The following is a 21775-nucleotide window of genomic DNA, read 5'->3' on the forward strand; positions in this document are numbered from 1 at the left end:
TATTTCTATGTGTTTGGTTTGATTCAATTTGTCGCTTTGCTACCGCGAAGCCCGCCCACTATTTGTGCTAGTTGTGTCACTTATTTCAGTACACAAATACTATAATATAGCGATCGCCTGTGCCAGTTGCGTAAGTCCTGATTCCAATACATCAGGAACTAGAAGCAAATTTAGCATCTTGGGTAAGTATAATCTTTCCATAAGCTGTGACGGGCTTAATGGTGGGATTAATTAGCTGAAAATCCCTATTTTTCAGCCTTGACTTTAAATCTAGAAAATATAACCTTATAAGGATTTGTAGTAAGTTATTGGCGAAAAATATGCCAATGGTAATTTGGCTGCAAAATATCAAAACCGCCTAGCAGCGACACTTTCCCCTGTTGACACCGTTGAGAAATACCTGTAACTGGAACTTTGGCTAATGATACCGGATACACTAACTACCCCAGAAAAAATCTCTTTGCATGGGAAGACCTTTACACCCGCAGAACAATTACCTATACCAGAATGGCCTTGTGTTGTCAGTGAAAGACCACAACCAACTTTAACAGTTAAAGATGATGATTTATTTTTGGTGACTGATACCATGGGGAATATTTCTGGCTGTTCCCTCCAAGATGCTAACCCTAGTGTGGGATTATTTTGCGCTGATACACGATTTTTAAGTCGTCTGGAGTTGCAAATTGCCGGGCGATCGCCTATTCTGCTCAGTAGCACTGCTGAAAAAGGCTTTGCAATTTCTATTCTGTGTACCAACCCCAATATTGATCAACATTTGAAAGCAGAAACGGTGGGTATTCGCCGGGAAATTGTCCTCAATGGGGCGCTATTTGAAGAAATTGAAATATCTAATTACAGCACAACCAGTGTCAGCTTTGAATTAAGTGTTAGCTTTGATGCAGATTTTGTGGATTTATTTGAAGTGCGGGGAGCCCAAAGAGAACACCGGGGTAAAATTTTACGTTTGGTAGACTCGACATCTGAAGAAGTAGATCCATCAAGAGAAGAATCTTTAACCCTAGCCTATCAAGGTTTGGATGGCTGGTTAATGGAATCTCGTATCCAATTCCAGCATCGCCAACCAGATGATTTCCAAGATTACACAGCAATTTGGCGATTGAATTTAGCTTCTCATGAAACCCAAAAACTGGGTTACAGAATTAATATGTTGACCAACAATCAGCCAAGTTCTAAAGTGAGTGCAGCTTTTACTTTGGTACAAGCTAAAGCGGCTGAGTGGATGGAAGAGCAAGAATGGATACAGCAAATTACACAGATTAGATCAGACAAAAGTGTCTTTAATCGTGTAATTGAGCGGGCTGAACAGGACTTGTATTTGTTGCGCCAGTCTTTTGGCAAGTATAAGACTGTTTCCGCAGGTGTACCTTGGTTTTCAGCGTTATTTGGTAGAGACTCTCTCATTACCGCTTCCCAAACTTTGATGTTAAATCCCCAAATTGCCAAGGAAACTTTAACCATACTAGCCTCATATCAGGGTAAAACAGAAGATCATTGGCGGGAAGAAGAACCAGGAAAAATTTTACATGAGTTACGGTATGGGGAAATGGCTCGCTGTCAAGAAGTTCCCCATACACCTTATTACGGTACGGTTGATGCTACTCCCCTGTGGTTGATGTTGTATGCTGAATACTACGCTTGGACTCATGATCAGGAAACCATAGACAAACTTTGGCCTAATGCTCTAGCCGCGATGGAGTGGATAGATAGCCAGTTGCAAGAAAGTGGCTATTTGACCTACTACCGTAAATCTAAACGCGGTTTAGCTAACCAAGGTTGGAAAGATTCTGATGACTGCATCGTAGATCATAGAGGTGAGTTAGCCAAAGGCCCCATTGCTTTGAGTGAGGTGCAAGGTTACGTTTATGCAGCTAAAACGCACCTAGCAACAATCGCTAGAATCAAACATCGCCCAGATTTAGCCGAACGTTGGCTAGATGAAGCGAGACATCTCAAAGTTCGTTTTAATCAAGACTTTTGGCTCAAAGACCAGGATTTTTGCGCCTTGGCTTTAGATGGACACAAACAGCCAGTGGATAGTATTACATCTAATCCCGGTCACTGTCTCAAATTGGGAATTTTTACACCAGAAAAAGCTTATAGTGTGGCGGAAAGATTGCGCGGACCAGATATGTTCAATGGTTGGGGTATTCGTACTTTAAGCAGTTTGTCACCAGCTTATAATCCTATGGGTTATCACATTGGTTCAGTGTGGCCTCATGATAATTCTCTCATTGCCATGGGACTGCGATCGCTCGGTTTAATTGACCAAGCCTTAGAAGTGTTTCAAGGTTTGATTGATATGACTAGCCAGCAACCATATCAACGCCCCCCAGAACTTTTCTGCGGTTACGAACGTAATGGCGACCATGCTCCTGTACAATATCCAGTTGCTTGTACACCCCAAGCCTGGGCTACTGGTGCTATTTTTCAACTGCTGCAAATGGTGGTTAATTTAGTACCTGACGCTCAAAATAACTGCTTGCGAATTATTGACCCCACTTTACCAGACTCAATTAATTCCCTGTCATTACAGAATTTAAAAGTTGGCCCCACAATTCTAGATTTAGAGTTTGAGCGATCCGGTAATACCACAGCTTGTCGTGTTGTCAAAAAACGGGGTAATCTGCGGGTATTTATTGAAGCTTAACTACTAGTTAAGCGAACCAAATCAACAGCCATGGGGATATTAGTAACAACTCCCCATTTTCTCTTTTTTTTATCTGAAGGTAGACCAACAAGGGGATAAGCCGTAAAAGGCGGGGAATTCACTCCCCGACAAGCAAGATGCTTGTGTTGAAGAGCGCGATTGGCTTCGCCAGTGCCATAGGCAATCGCAAAATCAACAGATGCTTCTGCAATTCTAAATTCTAAATTCTAAATTCTAAATTCGCTTAATCCCTATCACCTCGGAAATAGAGTGAATACACACTGAGTAACTGTGAAAACTCTCTAGGTGGGGTGTTTTTTTGGCTGGTGATGAAAGTTGCGATCGCTGGGGGGATGAGTAGCAACCAATAGCCAACCATGATCAGCACGGGTGCGAATATCAGAAATTGTTCCATCGGCGAAGCTTCCTAAGCCATTGGTTATTAACCATTCTTTTGTATTTAAATCTGACATGATTTACCCAAAATCGTTATGACTATGATATAGTCGTAACAGTTTGTAATTAAACTGTGGGAGTATGGATGGGTGAGTGTTCACTCACTCGATTTCCAAAGTTATAATACGTATATAAGTTGAAGGAGAATTAGGTTAATGTCCCTCACTTACGCAACAGAAGGATGCCTGCGTGTTGGTCAACAGGCTCCTGAGTTTACAGCCACAGCTGTGGTAGATCAAGACTTCAAGACCATTAAACTTACCGACTATCGCGGTAAGTATGTGGTTCTGTTTTTCTACCCTCTAGACTTTACCTTTGTTTGCCCCACGGAGATCACAGCTTTTAGCGATCGCCACGAAGAATTTAAAAAAATTAACACAGAAATTCTTGGCGTTTCCGTTGACAGTGAGTTTTCTCATCTAGCATGGATTCAAGCAGATCGCAAGTCTGGCGGTGTAGGCGATCTTAATTATCCCCTCGTTTCCGACATTAAGAAAGAAATCAGCGCGGCTTACAACGTTCTTGACCCGGCCGCGGGTATTGCTTTACGCGGTCTATTCATCATTGATAAAGATGGTGTAATCCAGCACTCCACAGTTAACAACTTGGCATTTGGTCGCAGCGTAGATGAAACCCTGCGGACACTGCAAGCAATTCAATATGTCCAGTCCCACCCGGATGAAGTTTGCCCTGCCGGTTGGCAACCTGGTGATCAAACCATGGTTCCTGACCCGGTGAAGTCTAAAGTTTACTTCTCCGCCGTCTAAATTTTTTGCTCAGGTGAGATGGACAAAACCACAGATGCACACAGATACACATAAATATTAACTATTTAGTGTTGGTTTGTATGTATATCTGTGGTTCTTACGGTAAATTACAGGTATGTAAAATTAAGCAGGCATCATTTGTAGGGATCTGCAAGCCTCCGCACAGCGACGGCAACAAGCGGCACACTCCATCATTTTTTGGTCTTGGCTCATTTGTTCACAAGCGGCGGCACATCTGTCGCACATTTCGGCGCATAATGTACAAGTGCCTGTGATGAATTCAGAACCGCCCATGACCATATTCATACACGTCATACACATCTCCGCGCAGTCACGCATCATGCCCATGATGCTCATGTTAATTTGCTTGCCGTTTCTGGTCATGCAGTAAGTCATGGTTTCCAAACACATTTTATGACATTCCATGCAGGCATTTATGCAGTTTTGCATTTCGGTGGTCATGGTTTCAGTCATCATCATCATCATAGGAAATACCTCCAGAATTGTTGATGCTTATATAATGTTTTCAGCAGGACTACTTATAACACTAATCAGATTTTTGGGAGAGTCAATAGCATTTTTTTAGGGAAATTTATCAACCTACTCAAGTAACATAATTACTGGATTTTTCCGCCAATACTACATCAATATGGTCTGGATAATTGCTGAATTTTGGATCTAAGCGTTGAATTATGAACCGGAATCTTGATACATTATTAATGCCGATGCAAAAATCCAGAACTATTGAAGGTGCTGAACCAGAATCACTATGAAATCTCTACACCGTCCCGACCTGTATGGCTGGTCAACTTTCAATCCGGCAAGAAATATTGATTTTCATGGCACTGCTTGGATTCGTCCCGGTGGTAATGTGTTGGTTGACCCGGTGGCTTTGTCTAATCATGACTGGAATCATCTGCAATCCCTGGGTGGTGTGGGTTGGATTGTGTTGACTAATTCTGAACACATCCGGTCGGCTAAGGAAATAGCTGATCAAACTTATGCTAAAATAGCGGGTCCAGTGGGGGAAAAGGACAGTTTTCCCATAGGTTGCGATCGCTGGCTGAGTGATGGTGATGAGGTAGTTCCAGGATTAAGAGTATTAGAACTCCAAGGTTCAAAAACACCAGGGGAGTTAGCTTTGTTACTTGAGGAAACAACTTTAATTACAGGGGACTTGGTACGGGCCCGCAAAGCTGGGAGTTTAACAATCTTACCAAATGATAAATTACTGAATCGGGAGGACGCTGTGGCTTCAATAAAACGGCTAGCAGCACTACCTCACATTGAAGCAGTGTTAGTGGGTGATGGTTGGCCTGTATTCCGGGATGGTCGCGATCGCTTGCAGGAACTTGCGGCTAGTTTATCATCAATCAACTGAAATAAACCACGTTTAACTCCTAGCTAAATAGTTCAGGTTGCGGGACCAAAGTCCCCACCAAGGACATGACTCCTAGACCGTTGTAGAGACGTTCCATGGAACATCTCTACATTTTTCCCCTGTTCTCAATAATGACTAAATTATAGTTCCGTCAGGAATTACGGCATTTTTTAGCACTACCACAATACCACTACGGATGTAGAAGCCTTCATTTTCCCGTTGTGCTTCCTGCACGTTATCTTTATTGATAATCTTCACATCATGACCGATGCGGGCATTTTTATCAACAATGGCACGGCGAATAATTGTATCCGTACCAATACCTACAGGAATATTACCTTTTTCTAAGGTACATTGACGTTCTACAAAAGGTTGATAAAAGTCTGCGCCCATTAACAAAGATTCTTCAATCACACAGCCTGATTCAACCCGCGATCGCACTCCCAAAACCGAATGATGAATGCGACAATCTTTGAGAATACAACCCTCGCCAATAATGGATTCTGTCACCTGGCAATTTAACAGTTTACTGGGGGGTAAATAACGAGGTCGAGTATAAATTGGTGCTTCTTCATCGTAGAAGCTAAAGGGGGGTAAAGGCTGTTTAGTCAGGGCTAAGTTAGCATGATAAAAAGCGTCAATTGTCCCAATGTCTTCCCAGTAACCATCAAACAAGTAAGCTTGGATATTGTGATCTTTACTGGCATCTGGGATAATTTCTTTGCCAAAATCGGTGCTTTCTAAAGATTCTTTCAACAACTTGATCAAAACATCTTTTTTAAACACATAAATGCCCATGGAAGCGATGTAAGGTTTTAACTCAGCCTGTTCCGGTGATAATCCCAATAGGGTTGTATCAACCCGCATTTGATCCAATGCTTCACCCTTGGGCTTTTCGCTAAAATTAATCACCCTACCGGACTGGTCTATTTTCATCAAACCAAAGTCAGAAGCCCGGGTTTTATCTATGGGCAGAACCGAAAGAGTAATATCAGCATTGGTTTCTTTGTGGCGCTGGATAAACAAACGGTAATCCATGCGATACAAGTGATCCCCTGAAAGAATCAAATAATCCTCCGCATCCCACTCTTCTAACTGCCATAGGTACTGACGCACCGCATCAGCCGTACCTTGGAACCAATTGGGGTTTTCTGGGGTTTGTTGTGCTGCTAACACCTCTACAAAGCCTTCATTAAAGCCTGTAAAGTTGTAGGTACGGGCAATATGACGATTCAGGGAGGCTGAGTTAAACTGTGTTAGGACATAAATTTTGTAGATTTCTGAATTGATGCAATTACTGACAGGAATATCTATTAATCGGTACTTGCCTGCCACTGGTACTGCTGGTTTAGCCCGTAGTTTGGTGAGGGGATAAAGACGAGTACCCGCGCCGCCACCGAGAATGATTGCTAATACTTTTTTCACAAAATCGCTCCCAACTGCCTTGTTACTATCACCTTCAGTTTAAGACTCTCTGAGACCACTGGTAAGGGGGGATCACAGATTGATAATTAGCTAAGTTTACAGAATCCTGTAAGTAATGGATGAATTCCTAATATTTATGTAGTTAATTTTACTATAAATAGATAATCTTTGGCGGTAAGTATATTCTAGATTCCCTGGTAAACTGAGTTTTTAGACAAAGAATGCCGATTATTATGTGAGTAAAATTAGCTACGATTAAACTGTAAACGCATTTAACCGATACTGCAACACCACAACCAAACTAGCAAATTTTTCATTTTTGATTACCTATCCTAAGTTTTATGATCAGTGAGAAGAATCAAAATTAGCTCATGGACATTCAAACACCAGACTGGGTTAAGCACGCTGTTTTTTACCAAATATTCCCAGATCGCTTTGCCAGAAGCAAACAGCCTCACAAAAGACTGTTATATAATGCCCCTTGGGAAGATTGGCAAGCTATGCCCACACTCCAAGGTTATAAAGGAGGGGATTTGTGGGGCATTATTGAGCAGTTGGACTATATTCAAGACTTAGGAATTAACGCTATTTACTTTACTCCCATATTTCAATCTGCCAGCAATCACCGCTATCACACCCACGATTATTATCAAGTAGATCCATTGTTGGGAGGTAATCAAGCATTTCAGGAACTGCTAGACGCAGCCCATCAACGAAATATCAAAGTTGTCTTGGATGGAGTATTTAACCACGCTAGCCGGGGCTTATTTTTTTTCCACGATATTTTAGAAAATGGACCCCATTCCCCTTGGGTGGACTGGTTCAAAATCACAGACTGGCCCCTTGCACCCTACACAGGAGACTTACCCGCTAATTACGAAGGTTGGGCTGGTAATCGTGCCTTGCCAGTTTTTAACCATGATAACCCGGAAGTGCGGGAATACATCATGGAAATTGGCGAATATTGGCTGAAATTCGGCATTGATGGTTGGCGGTTAGATGTGCCATTTGAAATAAAAACACCTGGTTTTTGGCAAGAATTTCGCCAGCGCATCAAAGCCATTAACCCCCAAGCCTATATTGTAGGGGAAGTTTGGGGAGATTCCCGTCAATGGCTAGATGGTACTCAATTTGATGGGGTAATGAATTATTTATTTACCGGGCCAACAATTGCCTTTACCGCAGGCTCACGCGTAGTTTTAGAACAGGTGGAAACTCGCGACTATCAACCTTACCCACCTTTATTTGCCGCGGAATACGCTGTTAAAATCCAAAAACTACTCCAACTGTACCCCTGGGAAATTCAACTCACCCAACTGAATCTCCTAGCCAGTCACGATACAGCCAGATTACTTACCATTGCCGACGGCGATAAAGCCACTGTAGAATTAGCTACCTTACTACTACTCACCTTTCCCGGTGCGCCCAGCATTTATTATGGTGACGAAGTTGGTTTACCAGGCGGCTTAGACCCAGACTCCCGGCGTGGCTTTCCCGCACCAGCTGACTGGAATCAAGAAATTCTCCACATACACCGCCAATTAATTACACTTCGTCATCAATACCCAGCTTTGCGTATGGGGGATTATCAAGTTTTATTCGCCCAGGGAGAACTGTATATTTTTAGCAGAACCTTAGAAACAGAAACATTAATTATTGCCGTTAACGCTGGTACTGTATCCGCAACAGCAAATCTAGATCCTGACAGTTTGCATAGTCAACCCAATAACATATTATATGGCTCTGGGGAATTTCAATGGCATGGTGGGCAACTTTCCCTCACAGTTCCCCCGCGCTGCGGCTGTGTTTCAACACTCCCTACTGCTAAACTGGGGAATGACCATCACCATCACAACTACTGACTATGCTCAAGCGTTCTAAATTCGAGACTACCCAGTCTCAAATCATGTACCGGGCGGAGGATTTGATTAATGCAGCTTCCAATCGTTACCGCATTACAGTTCAGGTGGCCAACCGTGCCAAACGTCGGCGTTATGAAGACTTTGATAGTCCCTCTGATGATGTAATGATGAAGCCGGTACTCAGAGCAATTATCGAAATGTCCGATGAACTAACTCAGCCAGAAATCATTGGCGACCTGTAGCCCAACTTTTCCACAGTTGACACTCCCCACGCCTAAAGCCGGGGGATTCCAGCATCACTATTCTTGGCTAGTGAAATAAGGCGGATATTTTTAGTCCCCACACCCAGCGCACTTCTACCCCCTCTAACTAATGGAATACTTGATCAAAAGTGGTGCTGGTTGGCGAATTGGCTGGAACCCCCACGCACCAGAATTTAAAGGGTTAATAGGTACAGACCATTGGGCAATAGAATTAACCGAAGCCGAGTTAAATGATTTTTGCCGCTTATTGGCACAATTAGCCGATACCATGAAACACCAGGCGAATGAATTAATGGATCAAGAAAAAATTGCCTGTGAGGCCGAAAGTGATTTATTATGGATGGAGGTAGAAGGCTATGCCGGTTCTTATGGTTTACGCTTCATCCTCAACACAGGAAGGGGTGTAGAAGGTGAATGGGATGCAGCCGCAGTACCTGAGTTACTACAAGCTGCGGGAATGGTAAAAGTTTTTTAAGTTGACTTGTAAAAAAAAATTTTTCCATAACCCCTTGACTATTTTCAAGTCTTGCACTATGATAGTAATTCCATGCCGGGGCGTAGCGCAGCTTGGTAGCGCGCCACTTTGGGGTAGTGGAGGTCGTGGGTTCGAATCCCGCCGCTCCGATCAAAAGACCCTGCCTGCTAGTCTTTAAGATTGGCAGGCTTTTCAAATTAAAAAGGGAAATTAGCTAGTTATAGCATTTATTCAAGACGTGAGATACAAATGTAAATGCTCGCCTTGTGGCGGGAGCATTATGCTTGCTCAGAATGTACCTCACTTAAGCAAAATTAGCTAGTTAATCATGTGTAACTAACTTAATGCCTCGTTCAAAACCTGACGGTGCATACTAGCGCCATCGACCAAAGACAAAATTTGGTCAGATGATAACCCATGACCATTGACATAATGTTCTATCCAAGTTTTACTAATTATATTGGGGTCGTCTGGCAAACTAGCTAAATCCCAACCAGGCATTTCTAATTCTTCCATCAAACGATTTACCTTGGGGTCATAGCTGAGAGCAAAACAGCGACAGCCCTCAGATGCAGCCATAATTAAACTGTGCAGACGCATACCAATGGCCATGTCCACACCCCGATAAACACCTTTTAATAATTGCGGATCTTCTAAAAGTAAGATTTTACTCACATCTTGTAATTGCAACTGAATCTCCTCAGCAATGGCTAAATCTTCACTTTTCTGAAATGGCAACAGTAAAATAAAGGCTTGAGTTGCTTTTTGCAAGTCTACTAAAGCCCTAATCAAATTAGCCAGACGTTTTTGTGTTAGTTGGGGATGATTCCTCAAAGTAACAGCAACTCTGGGCGCTGGTAAATCCCCCAGTCCTGGTACTGGCTTACTTACCAACGCCCAAACCGGATCAGGCGCAAGTAAACAAGGAATTTGCCAATCAGCTAATAAAGCAGCACTAACCCCATCCCGGACGCTGACTCTGGTACAATGGGCAAAACAGCGTTGTGCTAACCAGCGAGTTTGTCGCCGCAGTAAAGGACCAATACCTTGGGCCCAAGCCACAGTTTTTAAATTCATTTTCTCAGCCAACACCATCAGCCCCCCATAATAAAATGGACTCATGGCGCTGGTGACATCTTGAATTAAACTCCCACCGCCCCAAATAAACACATCACCACAACCGAGGGTCTGTAATATGGGTAAAATAGCCATACGGTCATGAGATTCCACACCATAGCGATCGCGTGTTTGTTGTGGATGACCAGAAAGCACCACAGGTGTAACGTGAGGTGGTAACATTTGTAAGAGCGTTGCTAACAAAGCCTCATCACCACCATTACCTTGACCATAATACCCAGATAATACCGCCCGCATTTTTGCCCTTTCAAATAAATAATTTTCAACCAATAATCTACTTATGCACGCCCTTTCTATTCCCACCTGGATTATTCACATTTCAAGTGTAATTGAGTGGATTGTCGCCATGTGGTTAATTTGGACTTACGGCCAACTCACAGGTAACCGCACATGGTGGGGATTATCTTTAGCCATGTTACCAGCATTAGTTAGTGCCATGTGTGCCTGTACGTGGCATTATTTTGACAATGCCCCATCCCTAGAATGGCTCGTCACCCTCCAAGCTGCCATGACCTTAATTGGTAATTTTACACTTTGGGCAGCTGCGGTGTGGATTTGGCGGTCTACAAAATCCCAACATCAACCACCCCAACCTTTAGAATCGGAATTATGATCACTAAAGAAAGCCTATTTGCCCTGTCGTTATTTCCTTATTTAGGTTTTTTGTGGTTCATTAGCCGCAGTTCACAAACACCACCTTTAGCCTTATATGGATTTTATGGCACTCTCGTATTTGTTGCCGTCACCATCCCCGCAGGAATTTATGCCCAAGGGCATTATGGTCTATCTTTAGCTAACGTAGACTGGTTACACGGTAGCGCCGAGGTTTTTTTAAGTTTTTCCAACATTTTGCTAGTGGTGGGTTTTGCCAAAGCAGTCAGAGAACTACAGCGCATTTCATCTAAATAAACACAGTGGCGGTAACAAATTAATTATTAAGGTAAGAAAGAAATGGACGTAATTCCAGCCATAGATATACTAGAAGGTCGCTGTGTACGACTTTATCAGGGAGACTATGAGCGATCGCAGGTATTTAGTGAGAACCCAGTGGACATGGCTAAACAGTGGGTAGACCAAGGCGCAACCAGATTACATTTAGTTGATTTAGATGGAGCAAAAGCAGGTAAAGTAGTTAACATCAAAGCCATTGAAGCCATCGCCGCAGCAGTACCCGTACCCATAGAAATCGGGGGAGGATTGCGCGATCGCACCAGTGTACAACAAGTATTTAATTTAGGAGTACAGTGGGCAATACTAGGTACAATTGCAGTAGAAAAACCCCAGCTAGTCCAAGAACTTTGTCAAGAATTTCCGGGAAAGATGATCATTGGCATAGATGCTCGTGATGGCAGGGTAGCCACTCGCGGTTGGTTAGAAACCTCCCCAGTTTTAGCTACCCAACTGGCAGTACAAATGCAAGAACTGGGTGCAGCAGCCATTATTTACACAGATATCCATCGGGATGGTACACTCATCGGACCCAACCTAGCAGCCTTACGAGAACTAGCAGCCAAAATTTCCATCCCCATCATCGCCTCCGGGGGCGTAAGTTCTGTCAGCGACTTATTAAGTTTATTAGGCTTAGAAATACAAGGAGTAACAGGGGTAATAGTCGGACGAGCCTTGTATACTGGTGATATTGCCCTCCCAGAAGCACTGCGCGCCATTGGACCAGGACGCATTCAAGACATCCCCCCCAATCTAGACTCTACTTTTGCTTGACCAAAAATTAAACCTGGTAATTTAGCCGTGACAACAACATCAACCAACAACTCAACTTTTGTTTTTCGTCTCTCTCCCTTAATTCGGATTACATTATTGAGTCTATATATAGCACTCACAGTTCCATTACCCTTTTTATGTCAGGTAACAGCCGCCCCCATACCCCCATCATTATTGTGGGTAGGAATCAGCATTGGTTTTGTGGGTTTATATGCAGTCTTAACCGAACGAGTTATAGTAGACGACCAAGGCATTAAAGTTACTTATCCCTTCTGGGTTCCTCGGTTTTTTCGTAAAGGTTGGAGTTTACCGTGGTCGGATGTTAAAGAATTAAAACCCCGTTCCACCAGTCAAGGAGGACTAGTTTATTATTTTGTGAGTCATGACGGCCAAGCTTATTTATTACCAATGCGTGTAGCCGGCTTTTCCCGCTTAGTCAAAATAGTCGCCACAAAAACAGGAATTGACACCACTGATGTTTACACCCTAGCCCAACCCTGGATGTATATGATTTTGTTGGTATTTACCTTACTGTTGTTATTGGTAGATGCTTGGACTATTAACACCGCATTGGTAATGGGTCATTAGTCCTTGGTCAGGTAAAAATCTTGTATGTCATTTATTTGAAGAAATGCTATAAAACCTTATTTTTTGCTGAAAACTTGGAGAACCACACCACCACAGCCCAATTAAGGCTAGAACAAGTTAATTTATCGGCCAAGCTGAAACCCCAACTTCAGGGATACCCAATATTACAGGATATCTCGTTTAAAGTATTTACCGGCGATCGCATTGCCATTGTTGGTCCGTCAGGTGCCGGTAAAACCTCCCTACTACGCCTAATTAACCGCCTCAGCGAACCTACCAGGGGCAAAATTTACTTGGAAAATCAGGAGTATAGCCAAATTCCCACCCTACACCTGCGCCGAGTTATCACACTGGTACTACCAGAATCAAAGCTGTTAGGAATGACAGTCGAGCAGGCTATGGCTTATCCTTTAGTTTTGCGTAGTTTACCCCAATCCACAATTCAAGAAAGAATTGATCTTTGGAGAGAACAGCTACATATTCCCAGAGAATGGTTAGCAAAGACTGAATTACAACTTTCCAGCGGACAGCGACAATTAGTAGCCATCGCTCGCGCCCTAGTCATCCAACCACAAATTTTATTATTAGATCAGCCAACATCCGCCTTAGACGCTGGTACATTTACCAATGTCATGGCGGTTTTAACGCGCCTGACTCAAACCCATCAAACCAGTATTTTAATGGTAAATAACCAGCTGGACCAAAGCCAGGCATTTTGCACGCGGTTATTATATTTACAACAAGGTCAATTATTGACAAATCAAACAGCCCCAGAAATTAACTGGATAAATCTCAGAGAACGTTTGAGAGAAGCAGAAACCCAAGCAGCAGCAGAATGGATTTAGTTAAGGCTGACTGAATCAAGGTTTCATCCTGATAGATCCAGGAGTTAAAAACCCTGTTTCCTATTCCCCATCCTTACACAGACACCAAGCGGCGCAAAGACTCAGACCGGCGCTTGGCGATGGCGTTATTAGGAGCAAACTTTAGTGCTTCTTCATACATTTGTAGGGCTTGAGCAGTTAATTTTTTCCGTTCGTAGGCGTGTCCCAGATTGTTTAGGGCTGTTACGTAGTCAGGCTTTAGTTTTACTGCTTCTTTATACTGACGAATTGCTAAGTCATATTGCTCTTGGCTAAAGTAAACATAACCAAGCCCATTGTAAATAGGAGCGGTATTTTCTTCTTCCTCCTCAGCCGCTTTAATAGCTTTTTGAAACAGTACCACCGCCTGAGAAAATAATTTTTTTTCTGAATAAATACTGGCTAACTCGTAATACTCTTGAGCCGTACCTTTTTCCTTCTCCAATTTACTGCGCAACCGTGACAAAGCAGTTTCACGCCTGCGAGTTTTAAAAATTTGGCGAAAAACATTCACAACTACGAAGGAAAGCAGACCTACAAAAACTGAGAGATAAATAATGGCTAAATTCTTATCCATTGTCTACAAACACAAAAATTAAAATTTACTTCTGTATCTATTATCGAACAAGAGTTTTGAAAATAAAGTTTAATAGCCAATTTTGCCGAAGTGAGGTACATCATTAGCAGGACTGTATTAAGCAGCGAGGGGTTTTATTAGCAGCAAGCAGGATGCTAGCGCTACAGTGAATAGTGTTTACAGTTTCAAACCCCAATATTTAACCCGTTCTTCTAGCCAACCTTCTGCTATATATTGAGCGATCGCTTGATTTACTTCTCGTCTTAACTGATCATACTGTAAACCCTTGGGCATAACTACACAAAGGGGTTGAGTTGATAACTTAGTAGGTAAAAGTCGGTATTGGGGATATTGTTGCACCCAACCGCTAAGAACGCTAGCATCCGCAGCAAAAGCTACCACTGTATTATTTTCTGTCAGGCTTCGCCCCTGCTGATATGAATCAACTCCCACCAACTGCGCCTTGGGCACATAGTAACGCAACTGGTCAACAGTGCTTGAGTTGTTGATCACAGCAATTTTTTGGTTAGCCAAATCACTTAGCTGATGCACAGAGGCATCTTTAGTTACTATTACTGCCCCATCATAGTAGTAAGGAACACTAAAACTCACCAAACGAGCGCGGGAAGCAGTTGCAGTCACCCTGGCGATCGCTAAATCAACTTGCTGATTGAACACCACAGATAGGCGATGGCGGTTAGCTACTGGTTGTAATTTGACCGCATCTGGTTTACCCAACAAATCCGAAGCCAGACGCTTTGCCAAATCAATTTCTAACCCTTGTAAATCTCCATTACCATTTTTAAATCCCAACGGGCGCAAGTTATCTTTAATAGCCACAATTAAATAACCGCGACGTTGGATTTCTGGCATTTGGGCAGCAGATGCTATAAATGCCCAGGAAAAGCAGAAAATGCACAATATAGCACCGGACAATACCAGATGTAACGGATTAATTCTTAACCATCTGTTACATCGGTTATTCATCCGTTACCACCTTTAGCCCTTAGCTTGAATTGCTAATTCAGCCACCTTCCCGAAACTAGCCGGGTCAAGGACTGCCAACTGCGCCAACATTTTCCGGTTGAGTTGAATATCAGCTTTTTTCAAGTTGCCCATCAACTGACTATAACTCAAACCATGTTGCCTAGCAGCTGCATTAATGCGGGTAATCCACAGGCGACGAAAATCGCGCTTTTTCTTCTTGCGATCGCGATAAGCACTGCGTAGCGCCTTCATCACTTGTTGGTTAGCGGTTCTAAACAAAGTTGAGTGAGAACCACGAAAACCCTTAGCTAGTTTGAGAATTTTATTGCGGCGTTTGCGAGCTACATTACCGCGTTTTACCCTTGTCATAATTTATTTCCTGAATAATTTACAAATAAGGAAGCATCAAACGTACATTGTCTTCATCGCGTTCGTTTACCAGTGCTGTTTTAGACAGGTTGCGCTTTTTATTAGAAGACTTGTGTTCTAACAGGTGACTTTTGAAAGCCTTGCGACGGACAATTTTACCGCTCCCAGTGGCACGGAAGCGTTTGGCCGCTGCTTTACGAGTTTTGAGTTTAGGCATGGTCTTACTTGGTCTTACTTGGTCTAACTTTAATTCGACACAATCCACTATTATATACTAAAAACCAGCAAACCTCACCAGTAAGATATAATTTAATAAATTTAATAAATTCTTAAATTCATATTATTACCCCTTCCCCACCCCGGCTCACATTACATGGTCAGGAAACTGACGTTTTAATGCTGGAAAAACCGGACAAGGAGCTTGTTTTTGTAAATTTTCCGGTTTATTCCAAGTAAAAGGAGCTTGCTGTGATGCAGACATCCATAATAGGCGTTTTGCCCGTGTCATAGCCACATACAGCAAACGATACTCTTCAGAGGTTTTCAAATGTTTTGCTTGTTCCGAGGCTTGAGCAACATCAGGTATATCAGATTCGCCATGTAAGGCAGTACGAATTTGGGCGCGAGCCACCTCTGATAAACTAAAGTCACCTAAAAAGTCACTTTTGCTGGGAACCCAAAACTTACCAGGAATTAAATTTTCATGTAGAAAGGGCATAAATACATAGTCCCAGTCCAACCCCTTGGCCTTGTGCATGGTGATAATTGTTAGCTGACCGCGACGAGTGTAACGCGCTTCTAAATCATCTGTTTCCACTGCTTCAAACCGTTCAGAACTGACAATTTCACTCAAAGCCGACAACATAGCAGCAGATGACAAACCGATTGTATTCCCAGCCCCAAAGCTAGTGGCAGGGTTAGTTATTTGCTGGTTTACTCGTTCAGCCAGTTTGTCAGCTGTGGCCAATTCTCCCTGGTCGTAATTTAAAGTTAAACCCAGAAAGGCAATAAGCTGATATGCGGGTAATTCTAACCGGGCGCGAAGTAAACTCCGACATAAATGAGCGGCTTTTTTTACTATCTCTTCCTGGGGTGTGGCTAAAGGACCAGGATATAAAAATTCTTCCGGTACACTAGCCAGGGCGTTGAGGTCCTGAGTAGGAATCAATTGACGCTGTACCAACACCTCTAAACAAGCTTTCAGGTAGTCAGGAGAATGGGGACGATGGCAAAATTGCAACAGTGCCAAAATTTCCTGGGGTATGTGAGAACGGCGATCGCGTTCACCTGCATCATATAGTATAATTTTATGCTTCTTACATACACTAGTCAGCATCTCTCCTAGCCAGCGTCCCTGGCGATTTTCTCGCACTAAAATTGCTGCATTAGCATTAATTGTTGTAGGATCTGGAGTAAACAACTCCACTATTCTTTGAGAAAGTAACTCAACTGTGTGATAAATATCACGGGGCGTGTAAAGTTCTAATCCTCGTCCCACAGGTTCCGGGTTGGCGTTGGTTTGCGGATCACCCATATCCACCGGGCGGATTTTTTGCTCACGAAAGGGGAGGACGGGAGATGGTTGATTTTGGCTTTGATAACTGCTGTTCACCCATTCTAAAGTGAAGTTGGCAGCAGCAATAATAATTTTACTACTGCGTCCCGCTTGATCCATGGTTGCTAGTTTGTCCACGTCATAGCACTCTTGGCAAAAGCGTCGAAAATAAATCGGATCAGCCGGTGTAAAAGTGGAGTTAATCGCTTGATTAGGATCACCAACTCGCACTAAATTAATTAGGGATTGGTCAGTTGCCAAAATTTCTAGCAGCTTTGTTTGTAAAGGGCTAGAATCTTGAGCCTCATCCTCAAATACTGCGAAAACTTGCTTTTGCTCAATGTGACGGGCTTTTTCATTGGCCAAGACTCGCAAAGCCGCTAAAATCATATCATCATAGTCGATCAAGTCACGCGATCGCATTAAGTATTGATATTGTTCATACAATCCCGCAGCCACCCGCAAAATTGCATATTTATCGCTGGTTTTTTCACTCCACTCCCGCAATGTTTCTGGCAATATCCCAGAACTTTTAGCCTCATGAATAACTATAGTGGCTAAATCTGGTAATATTTCTGTTCTTAAAACTGACTGGCGACGTAATCTTTCTGTTTCTTCCCCGTCAAATTGATGACCTTCTAACAACCGAGAATAATGTTCTAGATTGTTACTAATCCATTGTTCTACCGCTGTACGGATAACACGGTGACCCTGAGTAATGGTAATTAATGTAACATCATCTAATTCTAAACCGGATAAATTAGGGTGACGACTGGCAATATTCAAAGCCAGACCATGCAAGGTATAAACAGCAAACCCTGCTTGAGGTAAAGATAAGTGTTTTAAATATTGGCGAATTTTTGCTTTAATATTGGCAGCTGCCGAACGAGTAAAAGTAACAACTACAATTTGACGACGAGAAGACAACCTTGATTCAGTACTAAGATGGTACTGACGAGCGATCGCAATGGCTGCTGCCGCGGCCATACCAGTAGATTTACCAGCCCCAGGAACAGCAGAAACAGCCAAAGGTCCACATTGCCAATCAGCCATTTGCCGTTGTCCAGGGCGTAAGGTATTGCGAATTGCCAATATATTCTCTTGTAATGCAAAAGATTCTTGAGCCACCGTACCCATAAAATCAGCTTGTAACATGAAGTTAAAACTCTTAAAAATGTTATATCAATAATGACAAATCGCCACCCATATCTACATTATCTAAGTTTAGCCGCAGCAGTGGTACTTGCTGCCATGTTGCGCTTTTGGCATTTGGACTTAAAACCTTTGTGGATGGATGAGGTAATTACTACTATTTTCAGTTTGGGTAAAAATTATCATGATTTGCCTTTAAATATTGTCTTTCCCCTAGAACGTGTCCAAGGAATTTTTACTTTTCAGCCGGGAGTTAGTTGTCAACAAATCGCCGCCAATTTAGCTAATCAGTCTACCCATCCCCCTTTGTTTTTTTGTGCAATGTACACTTGGTTAGCCTGGATGATTCCTTTGGGTTCAGAGTGGGTGGCAAAATTGCGCTGTCTCCCGGCTTTATTTGGTGTGGCTACCGTGGCTGCAATTTATGCTGTTAACCGCGTTGCTTTTTCCCCCCCATCAGCAATCATGGCGGCATTAATTATGGCTATTTCTCCTTTTGCTGTTTACCTTTCCCAAGAAGCACGCCACTACACCATGCCCATGTTTTTAATCACTTTGGCATTATGGGGACTGATGCAAATTCAGCAGGATATTTTTCTGCAGCAACGCCTTAGAGTTTGGGTGGTGATTTTATGGTCTTTGGTTAATATTGTGGGTTGCTATGTTCACTACTTTTTTATTCTCGCTTTCGTTGCCCAAATTATTACATTATTTATATTAATCTATTGGGGTAATCATAGAAAAAACAACAAAAACAAATCTCAAATTTATCTCACTTTAATTATATCAATTAGTGGAGTGATAATTATTTTTTTACCCTGGATGCTGGTAACTTTTAAGCATTTTCAAAGTGCTGAAACTAATTGGTTACCTGCTACCATGCACATTGCACCACTATATCAAACTTTGATCAGTTGGGTTTTAATGGTGATTGCTCTACCAGTAGAAAATCAGCCTTTGCTAATTACAGCTGTCTGTGGCTTTTTGATGATCAGTTTTGCCATTTGGTTAGGCTGGCAAGTGTGGCAAGGTTTAACAATATTGTGGTCAGATCATACAACTCATTTAGCTACTCTAACACTTTTAAATTTTACTATTGTTGTCTTACTCCAATTTTTTGCTATAGCTTATATCCTAGGTAAAGATATCACCGTTGTTCCTCGTTATAACTTTGTTTATTATCCTAGTTTTTGCGCTTTATTAGCTGCCAGTATTAGCAAAATTAACAATTCAAAGTTTATTACTTTGTTAGTTGGTACTCTCAGTTGTATTTTTGTAGTTTCTAATTTAGTCTGGCAAAAGCCTTTTCAACCAGAGCAAGTTGCCCAAAAAATGAATTTAAACCCCTCTATCCCTGTGATGCTGGTGGTAGGATATAACAATTATCAGGATGTGGCTTTAGGCTTGAGTTTTGCCTTAGCATTAGAAAAAGTTAGAAGTAATACAAACCCTGCTGATAGTTTTGCTTTTTTAGACAAATCCCGTTATTCATCTACATTCTGGAACCAACTTGGGAAAATGCCTACACCAATAACATCTGAGATGAATTTATGGATTGTTGGACCAGGAATGAGAAAACGGGATTACCCCCAACAAGTGGGGCTACTTGGGGATAGTGTTTGTACTATAGATACCTCACACCACTATCGCCTAGGTATTCCCTATCAACTTTATCGGTGTAGAAAAAATCAAAATTAAGGCTTTTGTTATTCGTCAATTTGCCAGGAATCTTTGCTGACGACTTCATCAAATATTTTTTTAGGACGCACAATCACCAAAATTCGCCCCAGCAGGGGAACCTCTGGCTGAGTTTCAAACCACTGAAAATCTAATTCTCCTTTGTGTTCTACTACAAAATAGCAGGAATCATTCCATTGCCTTTGGGCGCGATCTACAACCACTAGCACTGGTTTGGGCAGATTTTGTTCTTGGTTGGGGAGGCGATCGCTATCACATAAAATTACCACAGGGTCTTCCGCACTTAGTAATACCTGCCAACCAGGTAAAGATACATAGGCTTGCTGCCCAGAAAACTTGACTAAACACCTTACTAAACCAAATGGTTCAATGTTTTCTACCGCAGGCACACTTTGCAGGTCTTGTGGTGTTAATGGTAACTCACCCACCACAGGCACGATGCGGGGTAATTCTTCTTCTGACTCAAAGCGATAAAAAGGTAAAATCGGTGCGGGACGCTGGGAAACCACAGTCAAATCAACAAGTAACTGTTCAATTTGGTTTCTGGCTGTGGCTGTGTGAGCAAAACGTAAACCCTTGGCAATTAAGCGCGATCGCTCTGCCAAATCTGTATATTGTCGTGCTAGTTTCCAGGCTTGATAAGCAACAGCATCTCCAGGATGGGCTGAAAAACCAGCTGGTAATGTTTGGAAACGGGAGAAATCTTTAATGGCTTTGGCCACTTCCCGGGCTTCGTCTGCATCCAGTTTGTGGATAAAAGTAAGTTCAGCAGCGGTAGCACGTTCTTCATGGGTAAGCAAACGCAGTTCATACAAAATATCACTACCCCTGGTAGCGTAGTGCGATTGCGTTGCTTCTGAAGCGCCACCCGTGGCTAAAGAATTATAAACTTGGGAACCAACAATAACCTGATTTTGTTGTATTGGCTCAAATCCAGTTTCCTCAAAAATTTGCTGGGGACTGTAACCAGCTTTTTGCAACGAGGCGATCATCACTCCCCATTCCACCCAGTTACCTTGTTTTTGCCGCAGTTTTCGGATTAACTCTTTTACTACGTCATCGTTGAGATTATTGTCAGGATTTTCAGCCTGAGAAGGTAGATTATTCATAAATTCTGGCGTGGGTAGCTCTCTAGCGGCAAATCCTATTTTGACATATTTCCTATCTCTTTAGCCGCCCTTCTACTTAAGAGCGACGACATTGAACTCACGTAACAGATTAGACATATACTCTGGTAGGGGGTTAAAAAGTCTTGGTTGTAACACAAGCATCCTGCTTGTGTTACGAGGCGCACGGCTCATGGCGTATTCCCCGACAAGCAAGATGCTCGCGCTACATGATCCGTAGCGGTGATTAAAAAAATTACGTAGTTGTCGCTTTTCCGCTTCATAAAGTTTAAGTCAATATGAAAAAATCATAAAGTATGTAAAGTTTTAGTAAAAAAGAGCCTGGGAAGTTGTAGTTAGTGGTGAGTAATATTTATCTAAAAAATGGGTTGAAAACCCCGTCGTTCTACGACGGCTTTTCTTGATTCTGGATATATTTCTTCAGCACCTCAAGGGCGCACCACCAAGAGAAAACACAAAGTAACTAGGACTCCATAAGGCTTGCTTACCATAGGGTTTAGGAAATCCACCTTGACCGTATCTACGGCTAGACACACTTTTTAAAACATTAACAATGTATAATCTATTTTAACAGACTAATGTTAGCACAAAGCATGAAAGCTAGATATCAGTACAGATTTTACCCCACAGACCAACAGCAACAGAGTTTAGCTCGGTTGTATGGTTGTGTAAGAGTTGTCTGGAATGATGCGCTACATTTCTG

General features: G+C 42.4%; 22 protein-coding genes, 1 tRNA gene and 2 pseudogenes. 14 read left to right on the forward strand and 11 right to left on the reverse strand.

What is annotated here, in order from left to right; translation table 11 throughout:
* Positions 1–421: 421 nt before the first annotated feature.
* Positions 422–2668, forward strand: a complete 2247-nt coding sequence (locus NWP17_RS00330) for an amylo-alpha-1,6-glucosidase (protein WP_280652932.1) — start codon at positions 422–424, stop codon at positions 2666–2668.
* Between the two features lie 338 nt (positions 2669–3006).
* On the opposite strand, the pseudogene NWP17_RS00335 reads toward NWP17_RS00330, so the two are convergent.
* A pseudogene (locus NWP17_RS00335) lies at positions 3007–3141 on the reverse strand (glycogen debranching enzyme N-terminal domain-containing protein); the annotation flags it as partial.
* Positions 3142–3279: 138 nt separating this feature from the next.
* Here NWP17_RS00335 and NWP17_RS00340 point away from each other — a divergent pair.
* On the forward strand, positions 3280–3891 hold the full coding sequence (locus NWP17_RS00340) for a peroxiredoxin (protein ID WP_280652933.1): 612 nt from the start codon (positions 3280–3282) through the stop codon (positions 3889–3891).
* Between the two features lie 123 nt (positions 3892–4014).
* Here the strand turns inward: NWP17_RS00340 and NWP17_RS00345 are convergent, their stop codons facing one another.
* A complete protein-coding gene (locus tag NWP17_RS00345; protein ID WP_280652934.1) occupies positions 4015–4377 on the reverse strand; it encodes a four-helix bundle copper-binding protein in 363 nt (120 codons plus the stop codon).
* A gap of 283 nt (positions 4378–4660) precedes the next feature.
* On the opposite strand from NWP17_RS00345, the gene NWP17_RS00350 reads away from it, so the two are divergent.
* On the forward strand, positions 4661–5272 hold the full coding sequence (locus NWP17_RS00350; RefSeq protein ID WP_280652935.1) for an MBL fold metallo-hydrolase: 612 nt from the start codon (positions 4661–4663) through the stop codon (positions 5270–5272).
* A 135-nt stretch (positions 5273–5407) separates the two neighbouring features.
* Here NWP17_RS00350 and NWP17_RS00355 read toward each other — a convergent pair whose 3' ends face one another.
* Complete coding sequence (locus NWP17_RS00355; RefSeq protein ID WP_280652936.1) at positions 5408–6697, reverse strand: glucose-1-phosphate adenylyltransferase; 1290 nt, start codon at positions 6695–6697, stop codon at positions 5408–5410.
* Positions 6698–7068: 371 nt separating this feature from the next.
* Between NWP17_RS00355 and NWP17_RS00360 the strand changes: the two genes are divergently transcribed.
* The 4 genes from NWP17_RS00360 (at position 7069) to NWP17_RS00375 (ending at position 9447) form a co-directional block, all read left to right on the forward strand.
* A complete protein-coding gene (locus tag NWP17_RS00360; protein ID WP_280652937.1) occupies positions 7069–8559 on the forward strand; it encodes a glycoside hydrolase family 13 protein in 1491 nt (496 codons plus the stop codon).
* Positions 8560–8561: 2 nt separating this feature from the next.
* Positions 8562–8801 carry a DNA-directed RNA polymerase subunit omega gene (locus NWP17_RS00365; protein WP_280652938.1) on the forward strand — a complete coding sequence of 80 codons (240 nt, stop codon included), beginning with the start codon at positions 8562–8564 and terminating at the stop codon, positions 8799–8801.
* A 130-nt stretch (positions 8802–8931) separates the two neighbouring features.
* Positions 8932–9297 (forward strand): DUF1818 family protein, encoded by a 366-nt coding sequence (locus NWP17_RS00370; protein ID WP_280652939.1) that lies wholly within the window; start codon positions 8932–8934, stop codon positions 9295–9297.
* Positions 9298–9373: 76 nt separating this feature from the next.
* A tRNA-Pro gene (locus NWP17_RS00375) sits at positions 9374–9447 on the forward strand.
* 186 nt (positions 9448–9633) lie between these two features.
* On the opposite strand, the gene csaB is transcribed toward NWP17_RS00375, so the two are convergent.
* Positions 9634–10671 (reverse strand): polysaccharide pyruvyl transferase CsaB, encoded by a 1038-nt coding sequence (gene csaB / locus NWP17_RS00380; protein WP_280652940.1) that lies wholly within the window; start codon positions 10669–10671, stop codon positions 9634–9636.
* A 43-nt stretch (positions 10672–10714) separates the two neighbouring features.
* On the opposite strand from csaB, the gene NWP17_RS00385 reads away from it, so the two are divergent.
* The 5 genes from NWP17_RS00385 to NWP17_RS00405 all read left to right on the forward strand — a co-directional run bounded on the left by NWP17_RS00385 (position 10715) and on the right by NWP17_RS00405 (position 13589).
* On the forward strand, positions 10715–11047 hold the full coding sequence (locus tag NWP17_RS00385) for a DUF2499 domain-containing protein (protein WP_280652941.1): 333 nt from the start codon (positions 10715–10717) through the stop codon (positions 11045–11047).
* Positions 11044–11343, forward strand: coding sequence for a DUF3593 domain-containing protein (locus tag NWP17_RS00390; RefSeq protein ID WP_280652942.1), 300 nt, complete (start codon positions 11044–11046; stop codon positions 11341–11343). The genes NWP17_RS00385 and NWP17_RS00390 overlap by 4 nt, the downstream gene beginning before the upstream one ends.
* 42 nt (positions 11344–11385) lie before the next feature.
* On the forward strand, positions 11386–12156 hold the full coding sequence (gene hisA, locus NWP17_RS00395) for a 1-(5-phosphoribosyl)-5-[(5-phosphoribosylamino)methylideneamino]imidazole-4-carboxamide isomerase (RefSeq protein WP_280652943.1): 771 nt from the start codon (positions 11386–11388) through the stop codon (positions 12154–12156).
* Between the two features lie 27 nt (positions 12157–12183).
* On the forward strand, positions 12184–12744 hold the full coding sequence (locus NWP17_RS00400) for a hypothetical protein (protein ID WP_280652944.1): 561 nt from the start codon (positions 12184–12186) through the stop codon (positions 12742–12744).
* Between the two features lie 74 nt (positions 12745–12818).
* Entirely contained in the window at positions 12819–13589 is a 771-nt protein-coding gene (locus NWP17_RS00405; protein WP_280652952.1) for an ABC transporter ATP-binding protein, read from the forward strand.
* Between the two features lie 73 nt (positions 13590–13662).
* Here the strand turns inward: NWP17_RS00405 and NWP17_RS00410 are convergent, their stop codons facing one another.
* The 5 genes from NWP17_RS00410 to NWP17_RS00430 all read right to left on the reverse strand — a co-directional run bounded on the left by NWP17_RS00410 (position 13663) and on the right by NWP17_RS00430 (position 18250).
* Positions 13663–14184: a tetratricopeptide repeat protein gene (locus NWP17_RS00410; RefSeq protein ID WP_280652945.1), complete on the reverse strand. Its 522-nt coding sequence runs from the start codon at positions 14182–14184 to the stop codon at positions 13663–13665.
* A gap of 177 nt (positions 14185–14361) precedes the next feature.
* The gene (locus tag NWP17_RS00415; RefSeq protein WP_280652946.1) at positions 14362–15171 is read right to left on the reverse strand and encodes a transporter substrate-binding domain-containing protein; all 810 of its coding nucleotides are present in this window, start codon (positions 15169–15171) and stop codon (positions 14362–14364) included.
* Between the two features lie 12 nt (positions 15172–15183).
* Positions 15184–15540, reverse strand: coding sequence for a 50S ribosomal protein L20 (gene rplT, locus NWP17_RS00420; RefSeq protein ID WP_280652947.1), 357 nt, complete (start codon positions 15538–15540; stop codon positions 15184–15186).
* Between the two features lie 19 nt (positions 15541–15559).
* Positions 15560–15757 carry a 50S ribosomal protein L35 gene (gene rpmI / locus NWP17_RS00425; RefSeq protein WP_280652948.1) on the reverse strand — a complete coding sequence of 66 codons (198 nt, stop codon included), beginning with the start codon at positions 15755–15757 and terminating at the stop codon, positions 15560–15562.
* A gap of 147 nt (positions 15758–15904) precedes the next feature.
* Complete coding sequence (locus tag NWP17_RS00430; protein ID WP_280652949.1) at positions 15905–18250, reverse strand: ATP-dependent helicase; 2346 nt, start codon at positions 18248–18250, stop codon at positions 15905–15907.
* Positions 18251–18283: 33 nt separating this feature from the next.
* Between NWP17_RS00430 and NWP17_RS00435 the strand changes: the two genes are divergently transcribed.
* Entirely contained in the window at positions 18284–19945 is a 1662-nt protein-coding gene (locus tag NWP17_RS00435) for a glycosyltransferase family 39 protein (protein ID WP_280652950.1), read from the forward strand.
* An 8-nt stretch (positions 19946–19953) separates the two neighbouring features.
* Here NWP17_RS00435 and NWP17_RS00440 read toward each other — a convergent pair whose 3' ends face one another.
* Both NWP17_RS00440 and NWP17_RS00445 read right to left on the reverse strand, forming a co-directional pair.
* Positions 19954–21054: a RuBisCO accumulation factor 1 gene (locus tag NWP17_RS00440; RefSeq protein WP_280652951.1), complete on the reverse strand. Its 1101-nt coding sequence runs from the start codon at positions 21052–21054 to the stop codon at positions 19954–19956.
* Positions 21055–21457: 403 nt separating this feature from the next.
* A pseudogene (locus NWP17_RS00445) lies at positions 21458–21627 on the reverse strand (transposase); the annotation flags it as partial.
* A gap of 38 nt (positions 21628–21665) precedes the next feature.
* On the opposite strand from NWP17_RS00445, the gene NWP17_RS00450 reads away from it, so the two are divergent.
* Positions 21666–21775: helix-turn-helix domain-containing protein (locus NWP17_RS00450; RefSeq protein WP_280652953.1), on the forward strand; the 110-nt coding region annotated here is incomplete at its 3' end.

The organism is Chrysosporum bergii ANA360D (assembly GCF_029891735.1).
GTDB lineage: Bacteria > Cyanobacteriota > Cyanobacteriia > Cyanobacteriales > Nostocaceae > Umezakia > Umezakia bergii.